Source organism: Streptomyces sp. NPDC044002 (assembly GCF_056434525.1).
On record NZ_JBWKEZ010000023.1, the window covers coordinates 52,363 to 67,812 of the forward strand.

Annotated in this window: 13 protein-coding genes; 11 read left to right on the forward strand and 2 right to left on the reverse strand. The window is 73.9% G+C overall.

Annotated elements, in window-relative coordinates; genetic code table 11:
- The first annotated feature begins 73 nt into the window (after positions 1-73).
- From AC07A6_RS18945 to AC07A6_RS18980, 8 genes are all read left to right on the forward strand, one after another.
- Positions 74-2,230 (forward strand): right-handed parallel beta-helix repeat-containing protein, encoded by a 2,157-nt coding sequence (locus tag AC07A6_RS18945; protein WP_478777787.1) that lies wholly within the window; start codon positions 74-76, stop codon positions 2,228-2,230.
- A 164-nt stretch (positions 2,231-2,394) separates the two neighbouring features.
- Positions 2,395-3,291: a cupredoxin domain-containing protein gene (locus AC07A6_RS18950; RefSeq protein WP_478777813.1), complete on the forward strand. Its 897-nt coding sequence runs from the start codon at positions 2,395-2,397 to the stop codon at positions 3,289-3,291.
- Complete coding sequence (locus AC07A6_RS18955) at positions 3,288-4,610, forward strand: hypothetical protein (RefSeq protein WP_478777788.1); 1,323 nt, start codon at positions 3,288-3,290, stop codon at positions 4,608-4,610. Before AC07A6_RS18950 ends, AC07A6_RS18955 begins: the two co-directional genes overlap by 4 nt.
- A 46-nt stretch (positions 4,611-4,656) precedes the next feature.
- Positions 4,657-5,277, forward strand: a complete 621-nt coding sequence (locus tag AC07A6_RS18960; protein WP_478777789.1) for a TetR/AcrR family transcriptional regulator — start codon at positions 4,657-4,659, stop codon at positions 5,275-5,277.
- Positions 5,278-5,462: 185 nt separating this feature from the next.
- Positions 5,463-7,697, forward strand: coding sequence for a molybdopterin oxidoreductase family protein (locus AC07A6_RS18965; RefSeq protein WP_478777790.1), 2,235 nt, complete (start codon positions 5,463-5,465; stop codon positions 7,695-7,697).
- A 73-nt stretch (positions 7,698-7,770) separates the two neighbouring features.
- Positions 7,771-9,213: a CitMHS family transporter gene (locus AC07A6_RS18970; RefSeq protein ID WP_478777791.1), complete on the forward strand. Its 1,443-nt coding sequence runs from the start codon at positions 7,771-7,773 to the stop codon at positions 9,211-9,213.
- 100 nt (positions 9,214-9,313) lie between these two features.
- Positions 9,314-10,726 (forward strand): aldehyde dehydrogenase family protein, encoded by a 1,413-nt coding sequence (locus AC07A6_RS18975; RefSeq protein ID WP_478777792.1) that lies wholly within the window; start codon positions 9,314-9,316, stop codon positions 10,724-10,726.
- Between the two features lie 83 nt (positions 10,727-10,809).
- Positions 10,810-11,889: a Zn-dependent alcohol dehydrogenase gene (locus tag AC07A6_RS18980; RefSeq protein WP_478777793.1), complete on the forward strand. Its 1,080-nt coding sequence runs from the start codon at positions 10,810-10,812 to the stop codon at positions 11,887-11,889.
- Between the two features lie 48 nt (positions 11,890-11,937).
- On the opposite strand, the gene AC07A6_RS18985 is transcribed toward AC07A6_RS18980, so the two are convergent.
- The gene (locus AC07A6_RS18985; RefSeq protein WP_478777794.1) at positions 11,938-12,660 is read right to left on the reverse strand and encodes a TetR/AcrR family transcriptional regulator; all 723 of its coding nucleotides are present in this window, start codon (positions 12,658-12,660) and stop codon (positions 11,938-11,940) included.
- Between the two features lie 89 nt (positions 12,661-12,749).
- Here AC07A6_RS18985 and AC07A6_RS18990 point away from each other — a divergent pair, with 89 nt between their 5' ends.
- The 3 genes from AC07A6_RS18990 (at position 12,750) to AC07A6_RS19000 (ending at position 14,980) form a co-directional block, all read left to right on the forward strand.
- Positions 12,750-13,904, forward strand: coding sequence for an acyl-CoA dehydrogenase family protein (locus AC07A6_RS18990; protein WP_125816269.1), 1,155 nt, complete (start codon positions 12,750-12,752; stop codon positions 13,902-13,904).
- 59 nt (positions 13,905-13,963) lie between these two features.
- Positions 13,964-14,251, forward strand: coding sequence for a YiaA/YiaB family inner membrane protein (locus AC07A6_RS18995; protein ID WP_042800694.1), 288 nt, complete (start codon positions 13,964-13,966; stop codon positions 14,249-14,251).
- A gap of 84 nt (positions 14,252-14,335) precedes the next feature.
- A complete protein-coding gene (locus AC07A6_RS19000) occupies positions 14,336-14,980 on the forward strand; it encodes a TetR/AcrR family transcriptional regulator (RefSeq protein ID WP_125816267.1) in 645 nt (214 codons plus the stop codon).
- Here AC07A6_RS19000 and AC07A6_RS19005 read toward each other — a convergent pair.
- Positions 14,971-15,432: a MaoC family dehydratase gene (locus AC07A6_RS19005; RefSeq protein ID WP_125816266.1), complete on the reverse strand. Its 462-nt coding sequence runs from the start codon at positions 15,430-15,432 to the stop codon at positions 14,971-14,973. The genes AC07A6_RS19000 and AC07A6_RS19005 overlap by 10 nt on opposite strands.
- Between the last annotated feature and the right edge of the window lie 18 nt (positions 15,433-15,450).

Below are 15,450 nucleotides of genomic sequence, written 5' to 3' on the forward strand. Positions count from 1 at the left end.
GATCCGGTCACCGCTCGGAGGGAATCCGCACGGGGGGATCCAAAAAGGTGAACATTGCTCTACTCTCTCGCGCATGTCGTGGACCCGCAGGTTCCCTGCCGTGCCGGCGGCGCTCCTCGCCGCCCTCCTCGCCCTCCTGTCCCTCCTCGCCGCCGCGCCCGCCGCCCGCGCGCACGAGGAGCGCCCCGTCGCCCTCCCCGACGGCACCGGATCCGTCCCCGTCCACCGGGCGGCCGCCGAGCCCGACCTGCTGGTCTGCAAGACCGACCGGCCCGCCTTCGAACGCCGCGTGGCCGGCTTCCCGCCGCAGCTCCGCCAGCGCAACCTCGACCTCTACGAGCGCTGCGAGAAGAGCGGCTACCGCCACCTCCAGCAGGCCGTGGACGCCGTCGACCGGCCGGGGATGAACATCGCGATCCTGCCCGGCCTCTACGAGGAGGAGCCCTCCCGCCCCGCACCGGCGGGGGAGTGCGCGAACCTCAAGGCCCCCGACTCCTCACTGGGCTACCAGATCCTGTCCTACGAGCAGCAGGAGAAGTGCCGCCACAACCAGAACCTGGTGGCCATCCTCGGCAAGACCAACCTCCAGATCGAGGGCACCGGAGCCAACCGCCTCGACGTCGTCATCGACGCCGGCTACCAGAAGCTGAACGCCATCCGCGCCGACCGGTCCAACGGGATCTACTTCCGGAACTTCACCGCGCAGCGCACCACCTTCAACTCGCTGTACGTGCTCGCCGGCGACGGCTTCGTCATCGACGACGTCCTGACCCGCTGGAACGACGAGTACGGCTTCCTGACCTTCGCCAGCGACCACGGCCTCTACAAGAACTGCGAGTCCTACGGCAACGGCGACTCCGGGATCTACCCCGGCAGCGCCTCCGACATCAACGACGGCCGCGGCTACGACGTGCCCCGCTACTCCATCGAGATCACCGGCTGCCGCAGCCACCACAACATGGTCGGCTACTCCGGCACCGCCGGGGACTCGGTGTGGGTCCACGACAACGAGTTCGACCAGAACATGGGCGGCGCCTCGATGGACAGCGCCTTCCCCGGACACCCCGGACTCCCGCAGAACCACGCCCGCTTCGAACGCAACCTCATCCACGACAACAACGCCGACTACTACCACTACGTAGCCGACGGCACCTGCGCCAGACCGCCCGCCGAACGCGGCTACGAGCAGGGGGTCGTCTGCCCGCAGATCTCCATGCCGCCCGGCACCGGCATCATCACCGCCGGCGGCAACTGGAACCTCTACGAGGGCAACTGGGTCTACGGACACCGGCGCGCGGGCTTCTTCCTCAGCGCCGTCCCGGCCTTCATCCGGGGCGAGGAGAAGTGGTCGAAGCAGACCGACACCTCCCACCACAACCGGTACGCGGGCAACGTGCTCGGCAAGGACAGGTCCGGCGCCTCCAGGCCCAACGGCACCGACGTGTGGTGGGACGGCCAGGGCCGCGGGAACTGCTGGCAGGACGGCCCCGACGGCTCCACCCCGGGCACGCTCCCGCAGTGCGGGAAGGAACGCGGACAGGTCAGCGGCTCCTCGGCCCGGCTGTTGGGCGAACCGGTGAAGCTGACCCAGCTGATGGTCTGCGCCGACTACAACGTCCAGGCCCGCAAGCTCCCGGCGGGCTGCGACTGGTACGGCGCCCGGGGCCTGGAGCGGGTGGAGACGCAGATCGCGGTCGCGGTGGCGGCGGTGCTGCTGCTGGTCGGCGGCACCCTGTGGTGGCGGCGCCTGCGCGGCTCCCGGCTGGGCACGGCGGCCTCGCTGTGCGGCCTGGCCGGGCTGGCCCTGGACGTGGCCGGCTCCACGACGCCCCTGACCGGCACCCCCGTCCCGGCACTCGCCCTGCTCCTGCTCGGCCTGTGGTGGACCGGCGCCGGCCTGGCGCTGCGCCCCGAACGCCGCTGGCTGGCGCGCCTCACCCTGCTCCTGGGCGCCCTGACCCTGCTGGACGCCTTCGACAAGGCGGTCCTGATGATCCCGTGGATCCCGCTCAGCCCCGCCTGGGTACGGGCCCTGGTCGCGGTGGTGTGGGTGCTGTGGGCGGTCGTCGCGTCGGCCCGCCCGGGCCCGGCCGCCCCCGCCCGGCCGGCCGGCCCGGGCGACGACCCGGCCGGCGACCGCACCCCCGTCCCGGCGGGCCCGGCCCCCGCCCTGAGCGCCACCGCCGAGCCCCCGGCCCCCACCCCCGACCCTGGCGGCAGCACCGCCTGACCCCCGTCCCCATCCGCGGCGAGGACGCCGGCGGGCCCCGCCCCGCCCGCAGCGGGGCCGCCACCCCCCAGCCCCGCCCCCCAGCACCGCCCGGCCGCGGCGGCCCGCCCCATGACCGGAGGCCCGCAGTGAACGTGCCCGCAGAGACCCGCATCCGGTGCGACGTGTGCCGGACCCCTGCACCCCGGACCCGCCCGCACCGGCGCTCCGCCCGCACGGCGGCGCTGGTGGCCCTGCTCCTGCTGCTCGCGGGCGGTGCGGCGACGGGCTGCGGCGGCCGGGCCACCACCCACCACAAACCCGGCACCACCCACGAACAGGCCACTGGCGGCGCCGGCACCCTCCTCGACACCCAGGACGCGGCCGGCCACCGCCTGCGCGAGGTCCCGGCCCAGGGCGCACCCCAGGTGGGGCTCACCGCCCGCCCCGACTCCGAGGACGGCTGGAACCTCCAACTGGCCGTGACCGGCTTCCGCTTCACCCCCGACAGCGCCGGCGGCGCGGCGCTGACCGGCGCCGGCCACGCCCACCTGGAGCTCGACGGCCGCAAGCTGGCCCGGGTGTACGGCCCCTGGTTCCACCTGCCCGCGACGCAGGTGCCCGAGGGCACGCACACCCTGACCGTCCGCCTGTACGCCGACGACCACACCGCCTGGGCCGTCGCCGGCAAGCCGGTCGAGGCGGCCGTCGAGCTGACCGCGGGCCCCCCGGGCCAGGGAACCCACAGCCACCCCGCACCCGCCCCGACCGGTTCCTCGGCGACGCCGGCGCCACAGGCGGCCCCGCCGGCCCCGCCTGCCGACCGGACCGTCACCCTCGCCGTCCGGGGCGGAAAGGTGGTGCCGGCCACCGGCCGCACCGAGCTGAAGCGCGGCGAGCGCCTGGCCCTGCGCGTCACCAGCGACCGCGCCGACACCCTGCACGTCCACGGCTACGACAAGGAACTCGCCCTGCCCGCAGGCCAGGAGGCCACCCTGGTCCTGACGGCCGACCGCACGGGCCTCTTCGAGGTCGAGACCCACGAGTCCCGTCTCGTCCTGACCCAGCTCCTCGTCCGATGAGCCCGACGGAACCCGTGGTCCTCGCCCCGCCCGGCCCCTCGACCCTGCTCGCGCACGGGATCGGCTCCCAGCACGACCTGCCGGTCTCCCCCTTCTACGCCTTCGCCGGCGCCTTCACCGCTCTCTTCGTCTCCTTCCTCGCACTCGGCCTCCTCTGGTCCGTCTCCCGCTTCCGCGGCGACCGCTCCGGCCTCGCCCTGCCCGCCGGACTCCAGCGGGTGGCCGACGCGCCGGCCACCCGCACCGCCCTGCGCGGACTGGGCCTGGCCGCAGCCCTCGCCGTGCTCCTCCACCTCCTCATCGGTCCCGACGACCCCGACCGCAACCCCGCTCCCGGCGCCGTCTACGTCCTGCTGTGGGTCGGGATCGTGCCCGCCTCCCTTCTCCTCGGCCCCGTCTGGCGCCTCCTCAGCCCGCTGCGCACCCTGCACCGCCTCCTCGCCCGGGCCCGCCGCCGCCCGCCCGGGGCCGGCCGCCCCCTGCCGCCCCGGACCGGTCAATGGCCCGCCGCCGCCGGCCTGTTCGGCTTCACCTGGCTCGAACTCGTCGCTCCCGATCCCGCATCGACCACCACCCTCCTGTGTGCCCTCACCGCCTACACCGCCGCCCACCTGCTGCTCGCTGCCCGCTTCGGCGAGAGCTGGTTCGCCGAAGCCGACGCCTTCGAGGTCTACTCCGGCCTCCTGGCCGGGCTCTCCCCCCTCGGCCGCCGCAGCGACGGCCGCCTGGTCCTGCGCAACCCCTTCCACGGACTCGACGCGACGCCCGAGCGGCCCGGACTCGTCGCCACCGTCTGCGTCCTGCTCGGCTCCACCGCCTACGACGGCTACTCCGACAACCCCGCCTGGATCAACACCCTCCAGACCTCCCCCCTCGGCCGTACCCCCACGGCCACGCTCGGACTGCTCGCCTCCGTCGCCCTCGTCGCCACCCTGTACTGCCTGTGCGCGGCGGCCACCCGCCTCGTCAGCGGCCCGCACCCCCGACCGCTGACCGCCTTCGCGCACTCACTCGTGCCGATCGCCCTCGGCTATCTCACCGCCCATTACTTCTCCCTCCTCGTCACCGAAGGACCACGTACGGTAAGCATGGCACTCGGCACTGACAACGCCCCCGATCCCAGTCCCCCCTTGGGTCCGGGCGGTCTCGCGGCCCTCCAGGTGATCTCCGTCGTGGCCGGCCACGTACTCGGTGTGATCGCCGCGCACGACCGTTCCGTACGCCTCTTCCCCCCGGCGAAGGCGGTGGCGGGCCAACTGCCGCTGCTCGCGCTGATGATCACGTACACGATCGGCGGGCTGACCCTCCTCCTGAACTGAGGAGCGGGCGCCCGCACCACTGGACCCACGAGCCAGGAGCGGCATGATGGACCCCGTGCCTCCCGCCCACCCCCTGCGCAGGACCCCGGTCCAGCAGCGCAGCGCCGACCGCCTCGCCCGGATCCTCGACGCCTGCGCCGAACTCCTCGACGAGACCGGCTACGAGAACCTCAGCACCCGCGCCGTCGCCCTGCGGGCCGGCGTGCCCATCGGCTCGGTCTACCGCTTCTTCGGGAACAAGCGGGCCATGGCCGTCGCCCTGGCCCAGCGCAACCTGGAGCAGTACGCCGAGGGCATCGAGCGGCGGCTCGCCCTGCTCCCGGCCGCGCACTGGCGGCCCGTCGTGGACGCCGTGCTGGACGAGTACCTGGCCATGAAGCGCAGCGTCCCCGGCTTCGCCCTGGTGGACTTCGGCGTGCCCGCCCCGCCCTCCGAAGGCCCCGCCTCCGACCCCAACCACCTGGTCGCCGCACGCCTGACCGGGCTGCTGTGCACCCACCTCGGGCTCACCCCGGACCCCGTGCTGTCCCGGGCGGTCCTGGTGGCCGTCGAGGCGACCGACGCGCTGGTCCAGCTGGCGTTCCGGGCCGACCCGGCCGGCGACCCCGGCATCGTCGCCGAAACCCGGGCGATGATGCACGCCTACCTGTCCCGCGTCCTGGACTGACCCCGGGGCCGGACCCCTGACCGGATCCGCCGCCGCCCCCGCCGCCCCCCGGCCCTGCCGGATCCCGCTCGGCGCAACGAGGTGCCGCAACCGGGTGCCGCAACCCCCTCCCCACCGTGCCTACCGGTCGGTATGCTCGGGCCCCGCCGTGCCCGCGCCGCAGCCTGCCGCCCCCAGGAGGGCCCATGCCCCGCACCGCCCCGCGCATCTGCCCCCTCTGCGAGGCCACCTGCGGCCTCACCCTCACCATCGAGGGCACGACCGTCACCGGCGCCCGGGGCGATCGTGACGACGTCTTCAGCCGCGGCTTCATCTGCCCCAAGGGGGCCGCCTTCGGCGCCCTCGACGCCGACCCCGACCGGCTGCGCACCCCCCTCGTCCGCCGCGCCGGACGACTCCGCGAGGCCACCTGGGAAGAGGCCTACGACGCCGTCGCCGCCGCCGTCCCCGCCCTCGTCCGGGACCACGGCCCCCAGTCCGTCGGCGTCGTGCTCGGCAACCCCAACGTCCACACCATGGCCGGCGCCCTCTACCCGCCGCTCCTCGTCAACACCCTCGGCACCCGCAACCTCTTCACCGCCAGCACCCTCGACCAGATGCCCAAACACGTCTCCAGCGGGCTCCTGTTCGGCGACCCCTTCGCCATCCCCGTGCCCGACCTCGACCGGACCGACTTCCTCCTGATCGTCGGCGCCAACCCGGTCGAATCCAACGGCTCCCTGTGCACCGCCCCCGACTTCCCCGGCAAGCTCAAGGCGCTCAGGGCCCGGGGCGGCACGCTCGTCGTCGTCGACCCGCGCCGCACGCGCACCGCCAGGCTCGCCGACACGCACCTCGCGCCGCGCCCCGGCAGCGACGCCCTGCTGCTCGCCGCGCTCGCCCACACCCTGCTCGCCGAGAAGCTCGCCGACCCCGGAGCGCTCACGGAACACACCGAAGGACTCCGGGAACTCGCAGACGCCCTCGGGAGTTTCACTCCTGAGGCGGTCGCCCCCGCCTGCGACCTGCCGGCCGACCGGATCCGCGCCCTCGCCCGGGAGCTGGCGACCGCGCCGACCGCCGCCGTCTACGGGCGGATCGGCAGCTGCACCGTCGAGCACGGGACGCTCGCCAGCTGGCTGGTGGACGTACTGAACATCCTCACGGGCAACCTCGACCGCCCCGGCGGAGCCCTCTTCCCGCTCCCGGCGGCCGGTCCGCGCCCCCGGCCCGCCGGGCCCGGCAGGGGGTTCGCCCTCGGCCGCTGGCACAGCCGGGTCAGCGGGCACCCCGAGGTCAAGAGCGAACTGCCCACCGCCGCCCTGGCCGAGGAGATCGAGACCCCGGGAGAGGGACGCATCCGCGCCCTGATCGCCATCGCGGCCAACCCCGTGCTGTCCGCCCCCGACGGCCGGCGACTCGACGCGGCCCTCGCCGGGCTCGACTTCATGGTCAGCGTCGACCCGTACCTCAACGAGACCTCGCGCCACGCCCACGTCGTCCTGCCCCCGCCGCCGCCCTCGCAGAGCGCCCACCACGACTTCGCCTTCAACGGGTTCGCCGTCCGCAACCAGGTCCGCTACACCCGGCCCGCCGTCCCCCTCGAAGCGGACCGGCTCGACGAGTGCGAGATCCACGCGCGACTCGTCCTGGCCGTCTCCGGCATGCACGGCTCCGCCCAGCCGTCCGCCGTCGACGACATGGCGATCGGGGCCGCCCTCGCCAAGGAGACCGCCGACCGACGCTCCCCGCTGCACGGAGCGGACCCGGCAACCCTGGCCGGGCTCCTCACCGGCGAGTCCGGACCGGAACGCCGGCTCGACCTGATGCTCCGGCTGGGCCCGTACGGAGACATGTTCGGCGCCGCCGACCGCCCGGCCGGGCTCAGCCTGGAGCGGCTCCTCGCCCACCCGCACGGCATCGACCTGGGCCCGCTGCGGCCCCGCCTGCCGGGCCTGCTCCGGACCCGCAGCGGCAGGATCGAGCTGCTCCCGGAGCCGATCGCGGCCGAGCTCCCCGGGCTGCGCGAGGCGCTCGCCGCCCGCCCCGCCGCCCTGGTGCTCGTGGGCCGCCGCCACCTGCGCTCCAACAACAGCTGGCTGCACAACGTCCCGGCCCTCACCGGAGGTTCCAACCGGTGCACCCTCCAGGTCCATCCCGCCGACGCGGACCGGCTCGGCCTGGCCGACGGCGGCCGCGCCCGGATCACCGCCGACGGCGGCAGCCTGGAGGCGCCGGTGGAGGTCACCGACGCCGTCCGCACGGGCGTGGTCAGCCTCCCGCACGGCTGGGGCCACGACCGGGACGGCACCCGGCTCGCGGTGGCCGGAGCCGACCCGGGGGTCAACGTCAACCAGCTGCTCGACGGCACCCGCCTCGACCCGCTGTCGGGCACAGCGGTCCTCAACGGCTTCCCCGTCACTCTGACACCCCTGCCCTGAGCTGGGGTTTTGCTCGTATTGCTCACGCGTGGACGTCTTGTTGGCGCAAGGAGGCGGCACCTACCTTCCCTGCATGCTGACCTTCCTCGGCTTCGCCATGATCGCGACCTTCCTGGTCCTGATCATGCTGAAGAAAATGTCGCCCATCGCGGCGCTCGTCCTCATCCCCGCGCTCTTCTGCGTGTTCGCCGGAAAGGGCGCGCACCTGGGGGACTACGTCATCGACGGCGTCGGCAAGCTCGCCCCGACCGCCGCCATGCTGATGTTCGCCATCGTCTACTTCGGCGTGATGATCGACGTCGGCCTCTTCGACCCGATCGTCCGGGCCATCCTGCGCTTCTGCAAGGCGGACCCCGTCCGGGTGGTGGTCGGTACGGCCGTCCTCGCCGCGATCGTCTCGCTCGACGGGGACGGATCGACCACGTTCATGATCACGGTCTCGGCCATGTATCCGCTGTACAAGCGGCTGGGACTGAGCCTGGTGGTCATGACCGGTGTCGCCGCGACCGCCAACGGGGTGATGAACACCCTGCCCTGGGGCGGCCCCACGGCCCGCGCGGCCACGGCCCTCAAGCTCGACGCGGCGGACATCTTCGTCCCGATGATCCCGGCCCTCGCGGTCGGCCTGCTGTTCGTCTTCGTCCTGGCCTACGTCCTCGGCGTCCGGGAGCGCCGCCGGATCGGTTCCCTGGTGATGCCCGGCGCGGAGACCGTGGAGGAGTCCCTGGTGGCGGCGGGTCCGGGCGCCGGGGAGGCCGCCCAGGACACCGGTACCGCCGGCTCGGCCCCCGCGCCCGGCGCCGGAGCCCCCGCGCCGGGCGCCGGAGCCCCCGCCGCCGGAGCCGCCGATGCCGCCCCGGCCGACGGCGACGGCTTCCAGGGGCTGGACCCCCGGCGCCCGACGCTGCGTCCGCACCTCTACTGGTTCAACGCGGGCCTCACCGTCGCCCTGCTCACCGCGATGATCATGGAGCTGCTGCCCATCCCGGTGCTGTTCCTGCTCGGCGCGGCCCTCGCCCTCACCGTGAACTTCCCCCACATGCCGGACCAGAAGGCCCGCATCGCCGCCCACGCGGACAACGTCCTCAACGTCGCCGGCATGGTCTTCGCCGCCGCCGTCTTCACCGGCGTCCTCACCGGCACCGGCATGGTCAAGCACATGGCCGACTGGCTCGTCGGCGCCATCCCCGAGGGGATGGGCCCGCACATGGCCCTGGTCACCGGCCTGCTGAGCCTGCCCCTCACCTACTTCATGTCCAACGACGGCTTCTACTTCGGCGTCCTGCCGGTACTGGCCGAGGCGGGCGCCGCGCACGGGGTCTCCCCGCTGGAGATCGCCCGCGCCTCCCTCGTCGGGCAGGCCCTGCACATGTCCAGCCCGCTGGTTCCGGCCGTCTACGTCCTCGTCGGCATGGCCAGGGTCGAATTCGGCGACCACACGCGCTTCACCGTGAAATGGGCGGCCCTCGCCTCCGTCGTGGTCCTGGCCGCAGGGATGGTTTTCGGCATCATCTGACCTCCCGGGCCTCTGGCGGGCCGAAAACTACCGGCGCTAGTTTGTAGGGTGTGGTGGCGAGGTCAGGTCCACGCGCTCGTAGGTGCTCGGGAGGAATGCCATGAAGGCCCACGACGGGATGTACATCGGCGGGGAATGGCGGCCCGCCGCCGGGACCGGCCGGATCGAGGTGGTCAACCCGGCCGACGAGCAGGTCATCGGCAGCGTTCCGGCCGGGACGGCCGAGGACGTGGACGCGGCGGTACGCGCGGCCCGCGCGGCCTTCCCCGGCTGGGCGGCCACGGCTCCGGTCGAGCGGGCCGCGCTGATCGGCGCCCTGCGCGACGTGCTCGTGGCCCGCAAGGGAGAGTTCACCGACACCATCACCGCCGAGCTGGGCTCCCCGCTCGGCTTCGCTGAGGCGGTGCACGTGGGCGCCCCGGTCGCGGTGGCCTCCTCGTACGCCGAACTCGCCGGCTCCTACGCCTTCGAGGAGCGGATCGGGAACTCCACCGTCTTCATGGAGCCGGTCGGCGTGGTCGGGGCCATCACGCCCTGGAACTATCCCCTGCACCAGGTCGTTGCCAAGGTGGCACCCGCTCTCGCCGCCGGCTGCACCGTCGTCCTCAAGCCCGCCGAGGACACCCCGCTGACCGCACAGCTCTTCGCCGAAGCCGTGCACGAGGCGGGCGTCCCGGCCGGAGTGTTCAACCTGGTGACCGGCACCGGCCCGGTCGCCGGCCAGGCGCTGGCCGAGCACGAGGGGGTCGACCTCGTCTCCTTCACCGGCTCGACCGCCGTCGGCAGGAAGATCGGCGCCATCGCCGGCGCCGCCGTCAAGCGCGTCGCCCTCGAACTGGGCGGCAAGTCGGCGAACGTCATCCTGCCCGGGGCCGACCTGGCCAAGGCCGTCGCGGCGGGCGTCGGACACGTCATGAACAACACCGGCCAGAGCTGCAACGCGCTCACCCGCATGCTCGTCCACCGGGACCAGCACGAGGAGGCCGTCGCCCTCGCGGCCGCCGCCGTCGCCGGGTACCCCTCGGGCGACCCCCGCGACCGGGCCACCCGCCTCGGGCCGGTCGTCAACGCCACCCAGCGCGACCGCGTGCGCTCGTACATCCACAAGGGCGTCGCGGAAGGCGCGCGCCTCGTCGCGGGCGGGCTCGACGCGCCCCACGAGCGCGGGTACTTCATCGCGCCGACGGTCTTCGCGGACGTCACCCCCGACATGACCATCGCCCAGGAGGAGATCTTCGGCCCCGTGCTGGCGATCCTCCCCTACGAGGACCACGACGACGCCCTGCGCATCGCCAACGGCACTGTCTACGGCCTGGGCGGCGCGGTGTGGGCGGCGGACGAGGAGACGGCCGTGGCGTTCGCCCGCCGGATGGACACCGGCCAGGTGGACATCAACGGCGGCCGCTTCAACGTGCTCGCGCCCTTCGGCGGCTACAAGCAGTCGGGCGTCGGCCGCGAGCTGGGCGCGCACGGGCTGGGGGAGTACCTCCAGACCAAGTCCCTGCAGTTCTGACCCGCCGAAGCCCCGAAGCTCCGCCGAAGCCCCCGCAGTTCCCCCGAAGCCCCCGAAGCCCCGAAGACACGGAGACGACGACCATGGTCCGCGCCGCCATCCTGCCCGCCGTCGGAGCCCCGCTGGAGATACGGGACATCGTGCTGCCCGACCCCGGACCCGGGCAGGTCCGGGTCCGGCTCGCCGCCGCCGGGGTCTGCCACTCCGACCTGTCCCTCACCGACGGCACCATGCGGGTGCCCGTCCCCGCCGTCCTCGGCCACGAGGGCGCGGGCACGGTCCTCGCCGTCGGCGAGGGCGTGACCCACGTCTCCCCGGGTGACGGGGTGGTGCTCAACTGGGCGCCGTCCTGCGGGGAGTGCCACCACTGCCGGATCGGCGAGGTCTGGCTCTGCGCCAAGGCCCTGACCGGGGTCGGCGCGGTCCACGCCCACGACGCCGACGGGAACGAGCTGCACCCCGGGCTCAACGTCGCCGCCTTCGCGGAGGAGACCGTCGTCGCGGCGAACTGCGTACTGCCCGCGCCCGCCGGGATCCCGCTCCCCGAGGCCGCCCTCCTCGGCTGCGCCGTCCTGACCGGCTACGGCGCCGTGCACCACAGCGCCCAGGTCCGCCCGGGCGAGTCGGTCGCGGTGTTCGGTGTCGGCGGGGTCGGCCTCGCGGCCCTCCAGGCCGCCCGCATCGCCGGGGCCGGGCCGATCGTGGCCGTGGACGTCTCCCCGGCCAAGGAGGAGCTGGCCCGGGCCGCCGGGGCCACCGACTTCGTCGTCGCCTCCGACACCACGGCCAAGCAGATCCGCGGCCTCACCGGCGGGCAGGGCGCCGATGTGGCCGTGGAATGCGTGGGCCGCGCCGCGACCATCCGCACGGCCTGGGAGTCCACCCGCCGGGGCGGCCGCACCACGGTCGTCGGCATCGGCGGCAAGGACCAGCAGGTGGCCTTCCACGCGCTGGAGATCTTCCACTTCGCCCGCACCCTCAGCGGCTGCGTGTACGGCAACAGCGACCCGGCCCGCGACCTCCCGGTGATCGCCGAGCACGTCCGGGCAGGCCGCCTCGACCTCGGCTCCATGGTCACCGACCGCATCACCCTGGACGGCATCCCGGCGGCCTTCGACGCGATGGTCGCGGGCAAGGGCGGCCGCTCCCTGGTGGTGTTCTAGCCGGTCCGGGGGCGCGCCGGCCGGTCCGGGGGCACGCCGGTCCGGGCCCTACGCCCCCGGTGCGCCCGCCCGCAGGGCCTCGTACTGGAGCGTCAGGCCGTCCAGGAGGGCCGTCAGGCCCGTCTCGAAGGCGCCCTCGTCCACCTCCCGCCGGCGTTCCGCCAGCAGGTGGGCCTGGCCCAGGTGGGGGTAGTCCGCCGGGTCGTACGCCGTCTCGTCGTCCACGAAGCCGCCGGCGAACGAGGCCACCGCCGACCCCAGGATGAAGTACCGCATCAGCGCGCCGATCCGGGTCGCCTGGGCCGGGGGCCATCCCGCCGCGGTCATGGCCCCGAACACCGCGTCCGCCAGCCGCAGCCCCGCCGGGCGCCGGCCCGGCCCGCGGGCCAGCACCGGCACGATGTTCGGGTGGTCCGCCAGGGCCTCGCGGTACGAGTGCGCCCAGTCGTACAGTGCGCCCCGCCAGTCCTTGCCGCTGTCGGACCTGGTGTCGGACCTGGTGTCGGACACGCCGTCGGATCCGCCGTCGGATCCGCCGTCGGACACGCCGTCGAACATCGACAGGTCGACCTTCGCGCTCACCGCGTCCGCGACGGCCTCCAGGATCGCGTCCTTGGTCCGGAAGTGGTTGTAGAGCGAGGGCCCGCTCACCCCGAGGGCGGCGGCCAGCCGCCGCGTCGAGACCGCCTCCAGCCCTTCCTCGTCCACGAGCACGCCCGCCGCCTCGACGATGCGGTCTCTGCTGAGGAGGGGCTTGCGCGGTCTGGCCATGCGCCACATAGTAGGCCCTGCCCCGCCATAAACTACCGCCGCTAGTTTAAGAGCCCCGCGAGCGGCCGGACCACGCCCCGGAGGGCCCCGTGAACCTGGAGCTGAGCGAGGAGCAGGAGGCCGTGCGCCGCCTGGCCCGCGCGTTCACCGACCGCGAGATCGCCCCGTACGCCGCCGAGTGGGACCGCGCCGAGAGCGTGGACCGCTCGATCGTGAAGAAGCTCGGCGACCTGGGCTTCCTCGGCCTCACCGTCCCCGAGGAGTACGGCGGCTCCGGCGGCGACCACCTCTCCTACGTCCTCGTCACCGAGGAACTCGGCCGCGGGGACTCCGCCGTGCGCGGCATCGTCTCCGTCTCCCTCGGCCTGGTCGCCAAGACCGTCGCCGCGTGGGGCACCGAGGAGCAGAAGCGGACCTGGCTGCCCCGGCTGTGCTCCGGTGAGGCGCTCGGCTGCTTCGGCCTGACCGAGCCCGGCACCGGCTCCGACGCGGCCGCCCTCACCACGCGCGCCGTGCGCGAGGGGGACGCGTACGTCATCAGCGGCAGCAAGATGTTCATCACCAACGGCACCTGGGCCGACGTGGTGCTCCTCTTCGCCCGGACCGACCCGGCGATCCCCGGCCACCGGGGCATCTCCGCCTTCCTGGTCCCCGCCGACAGCCCCGGCCTGACCCGTCGCGAGGTGCACGGCAAGCTCGGCCTGCGCGGCCAGGCCACCGCCGAACTCACCCTCGACGCGGTCCGCGTCCCCGCCTCCGCGATGCTCGGCCCCGAGGGCAAGGGCTTCTCCGTGGCGATGTCCGCGCTGGCCAAGGGCCGGATGTCGGTGGCCGCCGGCTGCGTCGGCATCGCCCAGGCGGCGCTGGACGCGGCGGTCTCGTACGCGGCCCGGCGCGAGCAGTTCGGCAAGCCGATCGCCCACCACCAGCTGGTGCAGGAACTGATCGCCGACATCTCGGTCGACGTCGACGCGGCCCGCCTGCTGACCTGGCGGGTCGCCGACCTGATCGACCGCGGGCGGCCCTTCGCCACCGAGTCCTCCACCGCCAAGCTCTTCGCCTCCGAAGCCGCGGTGCGCGCCGCGAGCAACGCCCTCCAGGTGCACGGCGGCTACGGCTACGTCGACGAGTACCCGGCCGGCAAACTGCTGCGCGACGCCCGGGTCATGACCCTCTACGAGGGCACCAGCCAGATCCAGAAGCTGCTCATCGGCCGCGCCCGCACCGGGGTCTCCGCCTTCTGAGTACCCGTCTGAGTACCCGTGCGGATGTGGCCCGCGTCACGGCGCCCGATGCTGGGCCGATGAACGAGACACCGGTCAAGCAGCAGAACACGGGCGCCTATTACGGCCAGGCCGTCGCCTCCTTCGGCATCGCCCTGGCCGCGGTCGCCGTGGGGATCTACAACATGGACGTGGACGGCTGGGTCCGGGCCTTCCTCGGGATCGCCGTCCTCTATCTGACCACTTCCGCCTTCACCCTGGCCAAGGTGGTCCGCGACCGGCAGGAGGCGACGCAGATCGTCAGCCGCGTCGACCAGGCCCGGATGGAGAAGATCATGGCGGAGTACGACCCCTTCTCGCCGAAATAGCCGCCGGACGCCGACTCCCCTAAGCGCTTGCTCACCCTCCGGTAAGCTGGTGTCTTCCTACAGGGCGAAGAGGGTGGGCGAGCGATGGACAGCGCGGCGGAGACGAGCGGCGGCTACGTGCCGTGGTCGGAGGTCACCCCCGACGCCGCGCGGCGGCTGCTCGTGGCGGCCGTCGACGCCTTCGCCGAGCGCGGGTACCACGCGACCACGACGCGCGACATCGCCGGCCGCGCCGGCATGAGCCCGGCCGCGCTCTACATCCACTACAAGACCAAGGAAGAGCTGCTCCACCGGATCAGCCGGATAGGTCACGACAAGGCGCTGGAGATCCTGGAGACCGCCGCCTCCGGCCCGGGGGCCGCCGCCGACCGGCTGGACGCGGCCGTGCGGTCCTTCGTGCGCTGGCACGCCGCGCACCACACCACCGCCCGCGTCGTGCAGTACGAGCTCGACGCGCTCGCCCCGGAGCACCGCACCGAGATCGTCGCCCTGCGCCGGCTGAGCGACGCCGCCGTGCGCCGGATCCTCGCGGACGGCGTGCGGGCCGGGGAGTTCGACGTCCCCGACGTCCCGGGCACCACGCTGGCCGTGCTGTCGCTGTGCATCGACGTCGCCCGCTGGTTCAGCACCGCCGGGCAGCGCACGCCCGACGAGGTCGGCGCGCTCTACGCCGACCTCGTGCTCCGGATGGTGGGCGCGCGCCCGGCCGCCGGCGCGGCTCAGAAGTAGTAGCGGGACACCGACTCCGCGACGCACACCGGCTTCTCGCCGCCCTCGCGCTCCACGGTCACCGTCGCCGCGACCTGTACGCCGCCGCCCGCCTCGGTGACCGAGGTGATCACGGCGGTGGCGCGCAGCCGCGAGCCGACCGGGACCGTGGCGGGGAAACGCACCTTGTCCGTGCCGTAGTTGATGCCCATCCGCATGCCCTCGACCCGCATGATCTGCGGAACGAGGCTCGGCAGCAGGGACAGCGTCAGATAGCCGTGCGCGATGGTGGAGCCGAAGGGTCCGGAGGCGGCGCGCTCCGGGTCCACGTGGATCCACTGGTGGTCGCCGGTCGCGTCCGCGAAGAGGTCGATCCGCTTCTGGTCCACCTCCAGCCAGCCGCTCGGGCCGAGCGGCTCGCCGATGCCGGCGCGCAGCTCGTCGGCGGATGTGAAGATCCTCGGTCCGGCCATGCCCTGCCCCTGTCTTCC